Below are 17,048 nucleotides of genomic sequence, written 5' to 3' on the forward strand. Positions count from 1 at the left end.
AAATGGCGCGAAAATTAAAGCTGCTTTCGTTCCCGGACGGGCCCTTCGGCCACCGGTCCGCGTAGATCGAAAGTTTCGACCAAGCATGCTTTGCCTTCCCGACCCACGGTGCTATAGGGCTCTGGATTTTTCCACCGGAGGGACATCGAGCCGGTGTCCCGCAAAGCACGAGGCATGTTCATGGCAAAGATCAAGGTCGCCAATCCGGTCGTCGAACTCGACGGCGACGAGATGACCCGTATCATCTGGCAGTTCATCAAAGACAAGCTGATCCATCCCTATCTCGACCTTGATCTCGAATATTACGACCTCAGCGTCCAGAACCGCGATGCGACCGACGACCAGGTGACCGTCGATGCGGCCAATGCCATCAAGAAGCACGGCGTCGGCGTCAAGTGCGCGACGATCACCCCCGACGAGGCTCGCGTCGAAGAATTCAGCCTCAAGAAGATGTGGAAGTCGCCGAACGGCACGATCCGCAACATACTTGGCGGCGTGATCTTCCGCGAACCGATCATCTGCAAGAACGTGCCGCGCCTGGTCCCCGGCTGGACCAAGCCGATCATCGTCGGCCGCCACGCTTTCGGCGACCAGTACCGCGCCACCGACTTCAAGTTCCCGGGCAAGGGCAAGCTGTCGATCAAGTTCGTCGGCGACGACGGCGAGACGATCGAGCACGAGGTCTATGACGCGCCGGGCGCCGGCGTCGCCATGGCAATGTATAACCTCGACGAATCGATCACCGACTTCGCCCGCGCCTCGTTCAATTACGGCCTGCAGCGCAAGGTTCCGGTTTATCTCTCGACCAAGAACACGATCCTGAAAGCCTATGACGGCCGCTTCAAGGACATCTTCCAGAAGGTGTTCGAGGAAGAGTTCGCCGAGCAGTTCAAGGCCGAAAAGATCTGGTACGAACACCGCCTGATCGACGACATGGTCGCCTCGGCGCTCAAGTGGTCCGGCGGCTATGTCTGGGCCTGCAAGAACTATGACGGCGACGTCCAGTCCGACATCGTCGCGCAGGGCTTCGGCTCGCTCGGCCTGATGACCTCGGTGCTGATGACGCCGGACGGCAACACGGTCGAGGCGGAAGCCGCCCACGGTACCGTCACCCGCCACTACCGCCAGCACCAGAAGGGCGAGGAAACCTCGACCAACTCGATCGCCTCGATCTTCGCCTGGACCCGCGGCCTCGCTCACCGCGCCAAGCTCGACGACAATGCGGATCTCGCGAAGTTTGCAGAGACGCTCGAGCGCGTCTGCGTCGACACGGTCGAAGCGGGCTTCATGACCAAGGACCTCGCCCTGCTGATCGGTCCCGACCAGCCCTGGCTCTCGACCACCGGGTTCCTCGACAAGATCGACGAGAACCTTCGGAAAGCGATGGCTGCCTGAACCAGCCGCATGGACAACGATCTGGAAACCCGGCCTCGCGCCGGGTTTCTTGTATTTTGACTGCTATAATATGTTCGCGAGGGGCAAGGCGTTGCCACCCGTGCCTTCTCCTGCCCGTGGGAGAAGGTTGCGGTCCACCCTCCGCAACTGCTGTGCAGGACGGGCAGCGGGACGAAGGGGCAGATTTCCGACCATTTGATGAAGAGTGGGAACGGGAAAGATGACAAACGGTCCGGTAAGGATGCTGGCATCCGACATAGACGGGACGCTGCTCGGCGACGAGGCGGCGGCCGAACGCTTCCGCCACACCTGGCATGCGCTGAACAGGGACGAGCGGCCGCTGCTCGTCTATAACAGCGCGCGCACCGCCGACGACATGCTGTCCCTGGTCGAGGCCATGCTTTTGCCGAGGCCCGACTACGTGATCGCTGGGGTCGGCACGGTAATCGCCGACATGCGCATGCCCGGTCCGCTGCAGGCCTTTTTGGAAGAGCTTGGCCCTCCCTTCGAGGCGCAAACGATTGCCGCTGTCATGCAGTCGATCGAGGGGGCCGTTCCGCAGCCGCAATTGCACCAGCTTCCTCACAAGATAAGCTGGCATCTGGCCGACGCCCCGGAAGCGGCAATCACGGAGATTGCCGGGCTCTTCGCTGCGTCGGGCCTGGCGGTAAAGCTCGTTTATTCCAGCCGCCGCGACCTCGACATCGTGCCGACGGCCGGCGGAAAAGGCGGTGCGCTCGGCTGGATCTGCCGCCGGTTATCGATCGGCCTCGACGAAGTCGTCGTTGCCGGCGACAGCGGCAACGACCGGGAGATGTTCGAGATGCCGCATGTCCGCGGCGTCGTGGTCGCCAATGCGCTTTCCGAACTTCGCGACTCCCCATCATTGGATCGCCGACACTTCCTGGCATCCGCTTGCCACGCGGATGGCGTCATCGAAGGCCTGAAATATTGGGGCGTACTACGGTGAGGTTCACCGGACCGTGGGGGCGCTCGATCTCAGCGTGGCATCTCGCTGAAAGGGCAAACGTCGTCTTCGAAGGGTACGTGTCTTCGACGAAACTCCGTGCCTTCCACGATTTCCGGCTTGCTGATCCTGTCCATGCGGAAGTGGCGGAAATCCTCGCGGGCGGCATCCCAGGCCACGAGGTACCAAAGTGGCGGCAGGATCAGCATCGCCTGTGGTTCGACTTCGCGGATGGTTTCTACTCCTTTGGCGTCACGATAGTGGAACCGCAGATGTAGCCGCTGGAGAAATGCCGTCTCGAAGGCAGACAGCAGCGCGGGATCGATCGATCCCAGGTCCGAAATATCCTGCTTGGGCGACAAGTGTCCGATGTACAGACAGTCGAGGAGTCGGCGCAGGTCTCGCACCTTGTCTGCCGACAATGCCTTTTCGATCTTGGCAAGCCCCGAATCGGCGAGATCGGAGAAGGGAAGAGATCGGGCCGCGCGCATTGCCGCAACGCTGATGATGAGCGCGAACACCTCAGTCACGGAGAGCCGAGTAGTGGTCTGCACCGATTCCGGGTCGAGCTGAATCCCGCCGCCCCGGCCAGATTCCGAATGGATGACGAAACCCTGGTCACGCAGCGCTCCGATGTCGCGCAGCACCGTTCGCCTGGAAGCGCCAATTTCCTCCGCCAACTCGGCGACCGTTGAAGTCCCGTTGCGCCGGAGGATGCGCACTATGGCGTCATGTCTGAGGCGGATGTTCATTTACGGACCCTACAGCGCCGCGCGTCTTATCAGACGCGCAAAGGTCGCTGTAGCACTTTGAATTGCTGCATGTCCTTGTCCTTGAATCGAGGTCGATAAAAAGGAGACATGCAGTAGCACATTTGGTGCCAAATTATGGCACCGATTTACCTTAGGCGAGTCATAACAACTCAGTAAGGAGACCAAACGTGACATCGCAAAACCAAACAGCCGGCGCCAGCATAACGCCGGTCATCGTCAACCCTTCCCACCTGCATGACCCGACGCCGAATGGCTACAGCACAGCGGTCATCACCCCGGCTTCCGGTCGGTTGGCTTTTATCTCAGGGCAAGGCGGACAGGACCACACCGGCGCACTCTCGTCCGATTTCGGCGAACAGGTGAAGCAAGCCTACGCGAACCTCGCCGCCGTGATCGCCGCGCTTGGCGCTCGCCCGGACCAGGTCGTGAAGCTGACAGTTTTCGTGGTTGACCACGATATGTCGAAACTGAGCGTGCTCACCGAGAACGTGGTGCGGACGTTCGGTGCCAAGCTGCCTGCGCAGACTTTGGTGCCGGTGCCAAAGCTCGCCATCGACCCTATGCTTTTCGAGGTTGAGGCTGTCCTCCTGTTGGATTGAGTACCTGTTAGAATCGCTTTCTGCGCTTCGCCGGGGAACGGTCAAATCCCACTTCGACTTGACAGATCCTGCCGGCTTGCCGTCGGCTGTATCCTGCTTGTGCGCCGGCGCGACTCAGATACGCTAAGCGTGCCGTGCATGTTGGATCCCGACGTGACGGCGTCCGGAAAGCGTTGCCTATGCCCGATTCCATGGTTCCGAAGACTGCCAGCGTGTTTGCCGAGGGCTACGATCTTGCGCGGCTGAAGGCGGATGCCTTTGCCGGCCTGACGGTCGCCATCGTCGCCCTGCCGCTTTCGATGGCGATTGCCATCGCCTCCGGTGTTACGCCCGATCGCGGGCTCTACACGGCGATCATCGGCGGTTTCCTGGTCTCGCTGCTCGGCGGCAGCCGCGTACAGATCGGCGGGCCGGCCGGCGCTTTCATCGTGCTCGTCGCTGCGACGGTGGCACGACACGGCGTCGACGGTCTGCTGCTGGCAACCGCCATGAGCGGCCTCATGCTGGTCGCCGCCGGCTATCTGCGGCTCGGCCAATACATCAAGTTCATTCCCTATCCGGTGACCGTCGGCTTCACCGCCGGAATTGCCGTGATCATCTTTGCAAGCCAGTTGCGCGATCTCTTCGGGCTCACCCTGCCGGGCGCTGAGCCGGGCCCGATCGTCGACAAGGTCGTCGCGCTAGCCGGGGCAGCCGGCACGGTCAATTGGGCATCCGTGCTGACCGCGGCCCTGACGATCTGCATCATCCTCGCGCTCCGGCGCGTAAGGCCCCATTGGCCCGGCATGCTGATCGCGGTTGCCGCGGCGTCGGCCGTGGTCGCCCTGCTGCAATTGCCAGCGGAGACGATCGGCACCCGCTTCGGCGGTATTCCGCGGGGACTGCCGCTGCCTGCCCTGCCGCCACTTTCGCCGGACAAGGTGCTCGCAGTCTTTCCGGATGCGGTCTCCTTCACCCTTCTAGGAGCGATCGAATCGCTGCTTTCGGCCGTCGTCGCCGATGGAATGACTGGGCGCAGGCATCGTTCGAGCATGGAACTGATCGCTCAGGGGATCGCAAATTTCTTTTCGGCCCTCTTCGGCGGCATCTGCGTGACCGGCACCATCGCGCGGACGGCAACCAATGTGCGCGCCGGTGGCACGAGCCCGGTCTCGGGCATGCTGCACTCGGTCTTTCTGCTTCTCTTCATGCTGCTCGCCGCGCCGCTCGCAAGCTACATCCCGCTTGCCGCACTTGCCGGGGTGCTCTCCATCGTCGCCTGGAACATGATCGAGAAGCCGGCCTTCATGGCGCTGCTGCGATCCTCCTATGGCGATGCGGTCGTCCTGCTCGCCACCTTTCTGATCGTCGTTTTTCGAGAGTTGACCGAGGGGATCGTGATCGGCTTCGCCCTCGGCGCGGTACTGTTCATCGATCGCATGGCAAGGAGCATTTCCGTTGGAGAGACCACGCCCCTGGCGATTTTGAAGCGGGAAAATGGCGAAGAGGAGCATCCGGTCGTCGCGGACGACCCGGATACCGTTATCTACCGCATCTCCGGCATCTTCTTCTTCGGCTCCGCTGCCACCGTGGGCACCGTTCTCGATCGGATAGCCGATCAACGCCGGAATTTCGTTCTCGACTGCTCCGAAGTTCCCTTCATGGATTCGACCGCCGCCAATGTCATCGAAGGGACGCTTCGGAAGGCGGAACGAAGCGGCGTCCGCTTCATAATTACCGGAGCCAGGTCGCAGGTCCGCCGCACGCTTTACCAGCACCACGTCCGCCCGCCGCGCGTCCTGATGCGCGCATCCGTTCCGGCGGCACTCGAGACCATCCGTGCCGAAAGGGCCGCATGAAAAAAAGGGCGCCGTTGCAGCGGGCGCCCTCTTCCTGAAGCGTATTTTGACTCAGCCGGCCAGCGCCAGCGCCACTGCCTCGATTGCCTCGGCTGCCCGACCGCCGTCCGGACCGCCCGCCTGAGCCATGTCCGGCCGACCGCCGCCGCCCTTGCCGCCAAGCGCTGCCGAGGCGACACGCACCAGATCGACGGCGCTGACCTTGGACGTGAGGTCGTCGGTCACGGCAACGACAGCGCTTGCCTTGCCGTCACCCGAGACGCCGACGAAGGCGACGACACCAGAGCCGAGGGTCTTCTTGCCGTCATCGGCGAGGCTCTTCAGGTCCTTCGGCTCGACGCCGGATACGACCCTGCCGAGGAAGCGGACGCCGCCAATCTCGCGGGCCGCCTCGCCCGAGCCGTTCTGGCCATCGCCGGCAAGTGCCAGCTTCTTCTTCGCCTCGGTCAGTTCCCGCTCCAGCTTGCGCCGCTCGTCAAGAAGCGCCTCGACTCGGCCGAGAACGTCGGCCGGCTGCACCTTGAGTGCCGCCGCGAGCGTCTTCACCCGCTCGTCCTGCTCGTTCAGATAGGCGCGGGCCGCCTCGCCGGTCAACGCTTCGAGGCGGCGGACGCCGGCGCCGACGGCGCTTTCCGAGACGACACGGATCAGGCCGATATCGCCCGTCGCGGAGACGTGTGTGCCGCCGCAGAGCTCAACCGAATAGGGCTTTCCGGCCTTGGAACCGCGAACACCTTCGCCCATCGCGACCACGCGAACCTCGTCGCCGTATTTCTCGCCGAAGAGCGCCATCGCGCCTTCGGCGATCGCGTCGTCGACGCTCATCAGGCGAGTCGTGACCGGCGTGTTCTGGACGACGATCTCGTTCGCCATCTCCTCGACGATCTTCAGCTCTTCGGCCGTCATCGGCTTCGGATGCGACACGTCGAAACGCAGGCGTTCGGGTGCGACCAGCGAGCCCTTCTGCGCCACGTGGGTGCCGAGCACCTCGCGCAGCGCCTCATGCAGGAGGTGCGTTGCCGAGTGGTTGGCGCGCAGGCGCGTGCGCCGCGCATGATCCACCGTCAGCGTTGCGGCTTCTCCGGTGTTCACGCTGCCTTCCGTGACCATGCAATAGTGAACGAAGAGCCCCTCGCCGCGCTTCTGCGTGTCGGTGACGGTCAATCGGCCCGTCTCGGTGGTGATGACGCCGGTATCGCCCATCTGGCCGCCCGACTCCCCATAGAAAGGTGTCTGGTTCAGGATCACCTGGATGCCTTCACCCTCGTTCGCCGAATCGACGACCGTGCCGTCGCGAACAATCGCCTGGATCACGCCCTCGGCCGCCTCCGTGTCGTAGCCCAGGAAGTCCGTGGCGCCGTGCCTTTCCTTGAGCTCGTACCAGATCGTCTCGGTCGCCGCTTCGCCGGAACCGGCCCAATTGGCCCGCGCTTCCGCCTTCTGCCGTTCCATCGCTGCGGCGAAGGCGTCCGTATCCACGGTGATGCCCTTGGCGCGCAGCGCGTCCTGTGTCAGGTCGAGCGGGAACCCGTAGGTGTCGTAGAGCTTGAAGGCGGTTTCGCCATTGAACCGATCGCCTTCGGAGAGACCGGTCGAGGCGTCCGCAAGCAGGTTGAGGCCGCGCTCCAGCGTCTTGCGGAAACGGGTCTCCTCGAGCTTCAGCGTTTCGGAGATCAGCGCTTCGGCGCGAATCAGCTCCGGATAGGCGCGACCCATCTGGCCGACAAGTGCCGGCAGCAGCTTCCACATCAACGGCTCCTCGGCACCGAGCAACTGCGCATGGCGCATGGCGCGGCGCATGATACGACGCAGCACGTAGCCGCGGCCCTCGTTCGACGGCAGCACGCCGTCGGCGATCAGGAAGGCGGAGGAACGCAGATGGTCGGCAATGACGCGATGGCTCGCGCGCCGTTCGCCCTCAGCCCTTACTCCGGTCGCTTCCTCCGATGCCGCGATCAATGCCCGGAAGAGGTCGATATCGTAGTTGTCGTGCTGGCCCTGCAGGACTGCGGCGACACGTTCCAGGCCCATGCCGGTGTCGATCGATGGACGCGGCAGATCGATGCGCTCCTCTTTCGTCACCTGCTCGTACTGCATGAAGACGAGGTTCCAGATCTCTATGAAGCGATCGCCGTCCTCATCGGCCGAGCCCGGCGGTCCGCCCCAGATCTCTTCGCCATGATCGTAGAAGATCTCCGAGCACGGGCCGCAAGGGCCGGTATCGCCCATGGCCCAGAAATTGTCGCTCGTCGGAATGCGGATGATGCGGTCGTCGCCGAGACCGGCGATCTTCTTCCAGAGGTCATAGGCCTCGTCATCGGTGTGATAGACGGTGACGAGCAACCGCTTCGCATCAAGCCCGTATTCCTTGGTGATCAGGTTCCATGCAAGCTCGATCGCACGGTCCTTGAAATAATCGCCGAAGGAAAAATTGCCGAGCATCTCGAAGAAGGTGTGATGACGCGCGGTATAGCCGACATTGTCGAGGTCGTTGTGCTTGCCGCCGGCGCGGACGCATTTCTGCGCGGTCGCCGCCGTCGAATACGGACGCTGTTCCAGCCCGGTGAAGACGTTCTTGAACTGCACCATGCCGGCATTGGTGAACATCAACGTCGGATCGTTGCGCGGCACCAGAGGGCTCGACGGCACGATCTCGTGGCCGTTCTTGCGGAAATAGTCGAGAAACACCGACCGGATTTCATTCACGCCGCTCATCTTGCGTCCTATCTGTGCACACTCCGGCCGCAAGCGCAGGTGTCCCGCGCTTCAGTGCCGTAACCTTCGACCCCGCGTCTATCGCTCGTAGCCGCCCTCCCCGATGGCCGCTGCCATCGGAACCACAGGCTTTTATCTTCCGCATATCACGCTGTCCAGACGGCAGCAAAAACCGGCCGCTCATGCCGAGGGCCGGTCCACCGGGCGAAAGCTGGTTTGCTCTGCCCGCTATTCGGCGGCATCCTCGCCGTCGCTCTCCGGCCCGCCGTTCTCAAGGAACCGCTCGGCTATCAGGCCGGCATTCTGCCGGAGCGCCATTTCGATCTCGCGCAAAAGATCCGGATTGTCGCGCAGAAACTGCTTGGCGTTCTCGCGGCCCTGGCCGAGACGCTGACTGTTATAGGAGAACCACGCCCCGGACTTTTCCACAATGCCCGCCTTGACGCCGAGGTCGATGAGTTCGCCGGTCTTGGACACGCCTTCGCCATACATGATATCGAACTCGACCTGTTTGAAGGGCGGCGCCATCTTGTTCTTGACGACCTTGACGCGAGTCTGGTTGCCGACCACTTCCTCCCGCTCCTTGACCGAGCCAATGCGGCGGATATCGAGCCGGACCGATGCATAGAACTTCAGCGCATTGCCGCCCGTCGTCGTTTCCGGCGAGCCGAACATGACGCCGATTTTCATGCGGATCTGGTTGATGAAGATCACCATGCAGTTGGACTTGGAGATCGATGCGGTCAGCTTGCGCAGCGCCTGGCTCATCAGGCGCGCCTGCATGCCCGGCAGGCTGTCGCCCATCTCGCCTTCGATTTCGGCGCGCGGCACGAGCGCTGCGACCGAGTCGACGACCAGCACGTCGATCGCGCCGGAGCGAACCAGCGTATCGGTGATTTCCAGCGCCTGCTCACCGGTATCGGGCTGCGAGATCAGGAGATTTTCGAGATCGACACCCAGCTTGCGCGCATAGACCGGATCGAGAGCATGCTCGGCGTCGACGAAGCCACAGATGCCACCCTTCTTCTGCGCTTCGGCAATGGTCTGCAATGCCAGCGTCGTCTTGCCCGAGCTTTCCGGGCCGTAGATTTCGATAATGCGGCCCTTCGGCAGGCCGCCGATGCCAAGCGCGATATCGAGGCCAAGCGAACCGGTCGAGACGGTTTCGATCTCGACGACGCTATCCTTGGCGCCTAGCTTCATGATCGATCCCTTGCCGAACGCGCGTTCGATCTGGGAGAGAGCCGCTTCAAGTGCCTTGCTTTTATCCACCGATTTGTCCTCTACGAGCCGCAAAGAGTTCTGTGCCATTGGGTCCACCTTTAGGTTATTGGAGCTGTTGAGGCAATGAAGCCGCCGCAGGAGTTTTTGTACACGCTTTGTTCCAATTTGGCAATGGCACACCAAGCGATTGAAACATATGGATAATTCGCCAATCGTTCGATTCCTGTTCACGGGCCATTGTACTCCATTTTCGTGGGACGGCGCGGAGCTTCGCCCAGACCTGTCGAGCCAGTCCGATTCGCATGATGAGGTGACGCATGAAGCAGCATAGGATCGCCGTTTTCGGTGGCGCCCATATCGACCGCCGCGGCCGTATCAGTGGCCGGACGGCGCCGGGTGCAAGCAATCCCGGAACGTGGTTCGAGGAGACGGGCGGCGGCGGCTTCAATGCGGCGCGCAATCTCGCACGCCTCGGGCACCGGGTGCGCATGATCAGCCCGCGCGGCGGCGATGCGGCCGGCGAACTGATCGCTGCGGCCGCAGCGGTGGCCGGAGTGATCGACTGCCCCTTCACCTTCCTCGATCGCAAGACGCCGAGCTACACGGCGATCCTCGAAAACGACGGCAACCTCGTTATCGCGCTCGCTGACATGGAACTCTATGCGCATTTCTCGCCGCGCCGGTTGCTGCAGCGGGCAACGCGCGAACTGGTCGCTGCGAGCGACCTCGTGCTGATGGACGCCAACCTCCCGCAGGAGACCTTGGCGGCGCTGGTCGGCGCCGCAAGCGGAGACGGTCGTCTCGTCGCCGGCATCGCCGTTTCCCCCGCCAAGGTGATCCGATATGGCGAATGCCTCGCCGGTCTCGATTTCCTGTTCATGAACGAGGCGGAAGCACGCGCGCTGACAGGAGCGGATAACGCCGATGCCGAGGCGTGGCCCGCCCTTCTGCGGGCGGCCGGCCTTTCCGGCGGCGTGGTGACACGCGGAGGACGGGCGGCGGTCGCCTTCGACCGGTTGAGTGCCTGCCTCGCCTCGCCGCCCTCCTTGCCCGCCCTCGCCGACGTCACAGGCGCCGGCGACGCTCTGGCCTCCGGTTTCCTTTCCGCCCGGCTCTCGGGTCTGGAACTCGCCGCATCCCTGCGGCACGGCATGGCCGCCGCCATGATCACGCTCCGCTCGCCCTACGCGGCTGCGGAGGAGATGTCTTTAAGCAATCTCCGGGAGGCGCTGGCCCTTGTGCCGGTGCCGCGAATGCTGTCATGAGATTGCCAATCGAAAGGAAGAGCCGCTGGCGGCCTCTCCCGGTATCCTGCTCCAACACTCGATCAGAAGCGAAGAACAATGACGAAGCCTTCCAACCCGTCCCTGCCGATGGAATATTCCGACGAAGTCGCGGCCGCGAAAGCGCGCGGCGCGCCGATCGTCGCGCTGGAATCGACGATCATCACCCACGGCATGCCCTATCCGGGCAATCTCGACATGGCGCGCAGCGTCGAGACGATCATACGCGAACAAGGGGCGGTGCCCGCGACCATCGCGGTCATCCACGGCACCCTCCATATCGGCCTTGACGACGCGAAGCTGGAAGCGCTTGCCAAGACTGAAGAGGCGATGAAACTTTCGCGCGCCGACCTCGCCTTTGCGATCGCCGAGCGCCGCACCGGAGCCACCACCGTTGCCGCGACGATGATCGCCGCCGCCCGCGCCGGCATCGGCGTTTTCGCGACCGGCGGCATCGGCGGCGTTCATCGCGGCGCGGAACTGAGTTTCGATATTTCCGCCGACCTCGACGAACTCGCGCGCACCAACGTGATCGTCGTCTGTGCGGGCGCCAAGGCGATTCTCGACATTCCTAAGACGCTCGAGGTACTTGAGACCCGGGGCGTGCCGGTGGTCACCTATGACAGCGAAACCTTCCCCGCCTTCTGGTCGCGCGACTCCGGCCTCAAGAGCCCGTTGATGCTGAACAGCCCCGCGGCGATCGCCAATTTCCAACGCATGCGCGAGCAGCTCGGCGTCGATGGCGGAATGCTCGTCGCCAATCCGGTGCCGGAGGAAAGCGAGATTGTGCGCGAAGAGATGGAAATCTACATCACCCGCGCGCTGGACAATGCCGCGAGCGACGGCATTTCCGGCAAGGCGGTGACGCCCTACCTGCTCGACAACCTCTTTCACATGACGGAAGGCCGCAGCCTCGAAACCAATATCGCGCTCGTCGAGAACAATGCCCGGCTCGCCGCCGAGATCGCCGTCGCACTGGCCGCGAAATAGTCGCAACTCTCCGCTTGCTCGACGGTATACTCCTGGGCTTCGGCAGTATCGTCGCGACCTCGGCAAGAACTCGGGCGCCGGCGCAGAAATCCGACATAGTCGCGGGGGCTGCCGGCGATAGCTGGGTTGCGGTGCCGGGCAGGCTGAACATCGAAGAAATCCCGATCTGAAACGGAATGCGACAGGAATGTCGCATTTGCTCGCTGTGCCGTCGCCTGGACAACGACACGAGACGGCGCAAATTCTTACGTAAGATTGACCAAACGACATCAAGAGACGCGGCCAGCGCGTCCTCACGAGCAGGAACTCCGGCGCTTGAAATCCGGACCCGCGCACCGGCTTTTGCGCAACATCTTCCGGACTGCAATATAAGACTGCCGGCGCGTGGACCACTCGCGATCAAAAGCCGCAACCGCAATTCACCATGAGAAAAGGAGAAGAGAAGAGGTCATCAGGCAAACCAAACTGGAGGGGAAATGTACACGAAAATAATGGTTCCCGTCGATCTGGCGCATGTCGAAAAGCTAGAGCGTGCCCTCGATACGGCGGCAAAACTTTCCAAGCTCTATAATGCTCCCGTTGCTTATGTGGGCGTCACGGCCTCAGCCCCCGGTCCACTCGGGCATAACGCTGCGGAATATGCCGCGAGGCTGGCGGCTTTCGCGAAGGACCAGGGTGCTCGTCACGGCATCTCGACCCAGTCGGAGTCGGTGGTCAGTCACGACCCGGCAGTGGATCTCGGCGATGCCCTGGTCGAGGCGGTCAAGAACACGGGAAGTGACCTCGTCGTCATGGCGACGCACATTCCCAATGTTGCCGATCATCTCTGGCCGTCCAATGGAGGCCGCCTGGCAACCCACACGAATGCCTCCGTATTCCTGGTCCGCAGTTGAAAAGCCTGCACCGGACCGATCACGACAACTCATAGCAATATCTGAGGAGCATATTCCATGAGCGATGCTGGAATTCCGGCCCCTGAAGGCCCTTCGGCGCTGATCGACACCGACTACGAAATCGGTCAGGACAACATCACTGCGCAAATCGGGCCCTTCGGCCTTGATGTCCACAACCCCGTCTTTCTTATATCCGGCCTGACGGCCGTGGCCTTCGTGCTGCTGACGCTCGCCTTTCAGGAGCAGGCGGGTCCAATCTTCAACAGCATGCGTGAATGGCTGACGTCGACCTTCGATTGGTTCTTCCTTCTCTCGGCCAATATCTTCGTCCTGCTCTGCCTCTTCCTGATTGTCTCGCCCTACGGCAAGGTGCGGATCGGCGGAAAGGAGGCCACGCCCGATTATTCCTATTCCGGCTGGTTCGCGATGCTGTTTGCCGCCGGCATGGGAATCGGATTGATGTTCTACGGCGTTTCCGAGCCGATCTCGCATTTCTCCTCTTCCGTTGCGGCGGATGCCGGCGCGACGGATAGCTGGGCACCGCTCGGCGGCGCCCCAGGCGATATTGTGACCGCCCGCCATCTCGGCATGGCCGCGACTATTTTTCACTGGAGCCTGCATCCTTGGGCGATCTACGCCGTGGTCGCGCTTGCACTTGCTCTTTTCGCCTATAACAAGGGGCTGCCACTGACGATCCGTTCGATCTTCTATCCGATCTTCGGCGAACGGACATGGGGGTGGCCGGGCCACATCATAGACGTGGTCGCAGTCTTCGCGACGCTTTTCGGTCTTGCCACCTCGCTGGGGTTCGGCGCCGAACAGGCGAATGCCGGGCTCAACCATCTTTTCGGCCTGCCGGTCAACGACGTCTCGAAAGTGCTTCTGATCGTCGGGATCACCGCCATCGCGCTCGGATCCGTCGTGGCGGGTCTCGATGCCGGGGTGAAGCGCCTGTCGGAAATCAACATGATCCTGGCCGCCTTGCTCCTGTTCTTCGTGCTTGTCGTCGGGCCGACCTGGGCGATCCTTACAGGCTTCTTCACCAACCTCTATGAATACGCACGCTACCTGCCGGAACTGTCGAACCCGTTCGGGCGCACCGACGACAACTTCCGTGACGGCTGGACGGCCTTCTACTGGGCATGGTGGATCTCCTGGTCGCCCTTTGTCGGGATGTTCATTGCCCGCATTTCCCGCGGGCGCACCGTGCGCGAATTCCTCACCTGTGTCCTCATCATCCCGTCCCTCGTTTCGGTCTTCTGGATGACGGCTTTCGGTGGCACGGCAATCAGCCAGATCGTCAATGACGGCTACCAAGTCATTGTCGATGCACCGCTGGAACTGAAACTGTTTTCGATGCTGGAGGCGCTGCCACTGCAGGCGATCACGTCCTTCATCGGGATCGTTCTTGTAATTGTCTTCTTCGTGACCTCATCGGACTCCGGCTCGCTGGTGATCGATACGATTACAGCCGGTGGAAAAGTGGATGCACCGACGCCGCAGCGTGTCTTCTGGGCAACCTTCGAGGGCTTGGTCGCGATCGCGCTTCTTCTGGGCGGCGGCCTGGGCGCATTGCAGGCGATGGCGGTTTCGACCGGCTTCCCCTTCACTATCGTCCTGTTGCTCGCCAGCTTTGCCATTATCAAGGGATTGGCGAGCGAACCGCGCTAAGCAGTCGGAACCTGCTTGTCGTAAAGCACGCACGGTGCTGAAGACTACTTAACGCCCCGCCGGATACGCGGGGCGTTGACGCTGTCGGCCCCGGCTTCGAGGCAACGGTAATCCGCCTGCTGCAGCATTGCGCTCTCCACGCGTCCTTGCGCTCCGAGAACGTGCAGCAGACGAAACGGTGCGCAGAATGGGCCGGCACAGCACGATGCGAGCTATCGAGAGGCAGAACTTTAGCGCCGCCCGTCTTTTCAGACGGGCGGCGCTGTAAGTCATATGGCCTTCGGATCGTATGGCTGCCGTAGAAGCACCCGTTATGCGGCCGAGGCAAATTCGCGCAAACGCCGCGCCGGAGTCCTTTTGCTGTGGCTGTTGCGATTTCTCGTGTCCTGCGGCGAACAGCCATAGGTTTCACGATAGCACTTCGAGAAGTGGGAAGCCGATACGAAGCCGCAGGCGATGGCGACTTCCACGACCGGCATGGAGGTTTGTACCAGCAGGTGTTGGGCGCGTTCGAGACGAAGCTTCAGGTAGTAGCGCGCCGGTGAGCAGCGCAGTTCGTTGCGGAAGATCCGTTCGATCTGCCGGCGCGAGAGCCCCACGGATGCGGTGAGTTCGTCGATCTGCATCGGATCGGCGAGACTCTGCTCCATTTTCTCGACCAGCATCATCACGGTTCGATCCTGCGCCCCGACCCGTTGCGCAAAAGGCATGCGCTGCCGCTCACCAGGCCCACGCACGCGGTCCACCAGCGCGAGTTCGCATATGCTGCCGATGACCTCTTCGCCGACATCGCGCTGAATGATGTGGAGCATCATGTCGAAGGAGGCGGCGCCGCCGGCGCAGGTAAAGATGCTGCCGTCGACTTCATAAATCCCGGTATTGACATCGACGCCGCGAAACTCCTCGACGAAGCCGGGAATGTTCTCCCAGTGGAGCGCGCATTTCTTCTCGTTCAACAGCCCCGCTTTCGCGAGGATATGAGCACCGGTGCAAAGGCTTCCGATTGCCACGCCCCGATGCCGACATTCGCGCAGCCATGCCTCGACCGCCCGATCGCTATGACGATGCACGTTCTTGCCGCCGCAAACGATCGCCAGGGCGGGCCGCTGATGAGTAATGAGGTGCTGGCGTTCTTCGGCAATTGAGTTGTCGGAGTCCAGGGTGAGGCCGCAGCTCGCGCGGATCTTCCCGCCGTCGCCCGTGGCCACACGCCAGCCATAGGCCTCGTAACCAAGGGCGGCGTTGGCCATCCGTAGAGCCTCGATCGCCGAGGAGAATGCCATCATCGTGAATTCCGGCACCAAATAAAATACTACCAGACGCGGCTCAGCACTCACCAGTCTCATGGAAGACCTCCTCTGATCCTCGGCGGACCGGCGCGCACTTTAGCTGCCACGACCGTCCGCTTCTCCCAAATGATCGACAGATATTGACCTGTCCTGAAAATCTGAAAAGAATGATTGCGACATATGGACGGTAAAAACGAGACATACCGATGCCTCCAAACAAGGTCTCCCCCGTTGGCCAGCGCCGCGATCAGTCTCTGCGCCTGTCCGTGGGTTTCGTGCTGCTGCGCCGATTCACGCTTTGCGCATTCGCCAACTTCGTGGACGTGTTGCGCCTTGCCGCCGATGAAGGTGACCGCAGCCGGCCGATCCAATGCCGATGGAGCGTCATTGCTGCCGACATGAGGCCGGTAAGTGCGAGTTGCGGGGTATCGATCCAACCCCAAGAAACGTTAGGCAACCCGAAGCGGTTCGATTACATCGTCGTGGTCGGCGGCCTTCTCGACGAGATCGATCGCAGCGACGACAGGATAGATGGATTCCTGCGCGAAGCCGCCGCGGCCGGCGTCCCGCTGGTCGGCCTTTGTACCGGCACGTTCATCCTCCACCGCGCCGGACTGATGGACGGTTATCGCTGTTGCGTAAGCTGGTTCCACCACCAGGACTTCCTGGCGCAGTTCGAGCGGATGAAGCCGGTGTCGGATCAGATTTTCGTGGTCGACCGGGATCGCCTTACCTGTTCCGGCGGCACCAGCACGGCGCACCTCGCAGCATTCCTCGTCGACAGACACATCGGCAAGGCGCAGGCGACGAAAAGCCTGAACATCATGATGATCAGCGGCGCGGAGGAAGGTGGAGCCCCGCAGCCGGGACTCACGCTTGATTTCAGAACCAAGGACCTGGTCGTCAGGAAAGCGCTTCTGCTGATGCAGCAAAACCTGGATACGCCGCTCTCCGTCGCGGAGATCGCCAGGCATCTCGATATTGGCAAGCGCAAGCTTGAACGGCACTTCCGCGATGCGCTCGAAATCTCGCCCCTGTCTGCCTTTATCGAGATGCGGCTCTTGCATGCCCGCCACATGATCGAGAACACGGACAAGTCCATCGCCTCTATTGCCGCGGAGAGCGGCTTTTGCGATTCCTCACATCTCAGCCGGCTGTTCCGGCGCCGTTTCGACGGCACCCCGCAGCAATTCCGCGCGTCTGCCACGGTCGAAACACCGTCTGACGACCGAATGGCCCCTGAACATAAAAGAGAGGCATAGATCGGCGGCCATCCGCCGGGGGCGTCAAGTCCGTCCATAAGGGTACCCCATCGGTTTCCATGAACGGCTTCGGAGCCCTTTTTCTGCGCAACATTGCCTTCGCTGTGTCGCGAGGCGGCGCATCCGTGCCCGCCCCATGCAGGCGCCAA

13 protein-coding genes are annotated in these 17,048 nt (G+C 62.2%); 9 read left to right on the forward strand and 4 right to left on the reverse strand.

Going from position 1 to position 17,048, the window contains the following annotated elements:
* Positions 1-180: 180 nt before the first annotated feature.
* Both AC4P1R_RS07450 and AC4P1R_RS07455 read left to right on the forward strand, forming a co-directional pair.
* On the forward strand, positions 181-1,395 hold the full coding sequence (locus AC4P1R_RS07450; protein ID WP_225191913.1) for an NADP-dependent isocitrate dehydrogenase: 1,215 nt from the start codon (positions 181-183) through the stop codon (positions 1,393-1,395).
* A 220-nt stretch (positions 1,396-1,615) separates the two neighbouring features.
* Positions 1,616-2,365, forward strand: a complete 750-nt coding sequence (locus AC4P1R_RS07455) for an HAD-IIB family hydrolase (RefSeq protein ID WP_225191914.1) — start codon at positions 1,616-1,618, stop codon at positions 2,363-2,365.
* Positions 2,366-2,394: 29 nt separating this feature from the next.
* Here the strand turns inward: AC4P1R_RS07455 and AC4P1R_RS07460 are convergent, their stop codons facing one another.
* Positions 2,395-3,114 (reverse strand): helix-turn-helix transcriptional regulator, encoded by a 720-nt coding sequence (locus tag AC4P1R_RS07460; protein ID WP_492177568.1) that lies wholly within the window; start codon positions 3,112-3,114, stop codon positions 2,395-2,397.
* Positions 3,115-3,302: 188 nt separating this feature from the next.
* Here AC4P1R_RS07460 and AC4P1R_RS07465 point away from each other — a divergent pair, with 188 nt between their 5' ends.
* Complete coding sequence (locus AC4P1R_RS07465) at positions 3,303-3,734, forward strand: RidA family protein (RefSeq protein WP_225191916.1); 432 nt, start codon at positions 3,303-3,305, stop codon at positions 3,732-3,734.
* 179 nt (positions 3,735-3,913) lie between these two features.
* Positions 3,914-5,572: a SulP family inorganic anion transporter gene (locus AC4P1R_RS07470; protein ID WP_492177569.1), complete on the forward strand. Its 1,659-nt coding sequence runs from the start codon at positions 3,914-3,916 to the stop codon at positions 5,570-5,572.
* Between the two features lie 51 nt (positions 5,573-5,623).
* Here the strand turns inward: AC4P1R_RS07470 and alaS are convergent, their stop codons facing one another.
* Both alaS and recA read right to left on the reverse strand, forming a co-directional pair.
* Positions 5,624-8,287 carry an alanine--tRNA ligase gene (alaS, locus tag AC4P1R_RS07475; RefSeq protein WP_151611291.1) on the reverse strand — a complete coding sequence of 888 codons (2,664 nt, stop codon included), beginning with the start codon at positions 8,285-8,287 and terminating at the stop codon, positions 5,624-5,626.
* A 228-nt stretch (positions 8,288-8,515) separates the two neighbouring features.
* The gene (gene recA, locus AC4P1R_RS07480) at positions 8,516-9,598 is read right to left on the reverse strand and encodes a recombinase RecA (protein ID WP_069458503.1); all 1,083 of its coding nucleotides are present in this window, start codon (positions 9,596-9,598) and stop codon (positions 8,516-8,518) included.
* 230 nt (positions 9,599-9,828) lie between these two features.
* On the opposite strand from recA, the gene AC4P1R_RS07485 reads away from it, so the two are divergent.
* The 4 genes from AC4P1R_RS07485 to AC4P1R_RS07500 all read left to right on the forward strand — a co-directional run bounded on the left by AC4P1R_RS07485 (position 9,829) and on the right by AC4P1R_RS07500 (position 14,348).
* Positions 9,829-10,776, forward strand: a complete 948-nt coding sequence (locus tag AC4P1R_RS07485) for a carbohydrate kinase family protein (protein WP_492177570.1) — start codon at positions 9,829-9,831, stop codon at positions 10,774-10,776.
* Between the two features lie 78 nt (positions 10,777-10,854).
* A complete protein-coding gene (locus tag AC4P1R_RS07490) occupies positions 10,855-11,784 on the forward strand; it encodes a pseudouridine-5'-phosphate glycosidase (RefSeq protein WP_069458501.1) in 930 nt (309 codons plus the stop codon).
* 476 nt (positions 11,785-12,260) lie between these two features.
* Entirely contained in the window at positions 12,261-12,677 is a 417-nt protein-coding gene (locus tag AC4P1R_RS07495) for a universal stress protein (RefSeq protein ID WP_492177571.1), read from the forward strand.
* Positions 12,678-12,734: 57 nt separating this feature from the next.
* On the forward strand, positions 12,735-14,348 hold the full coding sequence (locus AC4P1R_RS07500; protein WP_492177572.1) for a BCCT family transporter: 1,614 nt from the start codon (positions 12,735-12,737) through the stop codon (positions 14,346-14,348).
* Positions 14,349-14,659: 311 nt separating this feature from the next.
* Here the strand turns inward: AC4P1R_RS07500 and AC4P1R_RS07505 are convergent, their stop codons facing one another.
* The gene (locus AC4P1R_RS07505) at positions 14,660-15,694 is read right to left on the reverse strand and encodes a GlxA family transcriptional regulator (protein WP_492177573.1); all 1,035 of its coding nucleotides are present in this window, start codon (positions 15,692-15,694) and stop codon (positions 14,660-14,662) included.
* 149 nt (positions 15,695-15,843) lie between these two features.
* On the opposite strand from AC4P1R_RS07505, the gene AC4P1R_RS07510 reads away from it, so the two are divergent.
* Positions 15,844-16,899, forward strand: coding sequence for a GlxA family transcriptional regulator (locus AC4P1R_RS07510; protein ID WP_492177574.1), 1,056 nt, complete (start codon positions 15,844-15,846; stop codon positions 16,897-16,899).
* The last annotated feature ends 149 nt before the right edge of the window (positions 16,900-17,048 follow it).

The organism is Sinorhizobium sp. Y406 (genome assembly GCF_058732025.1).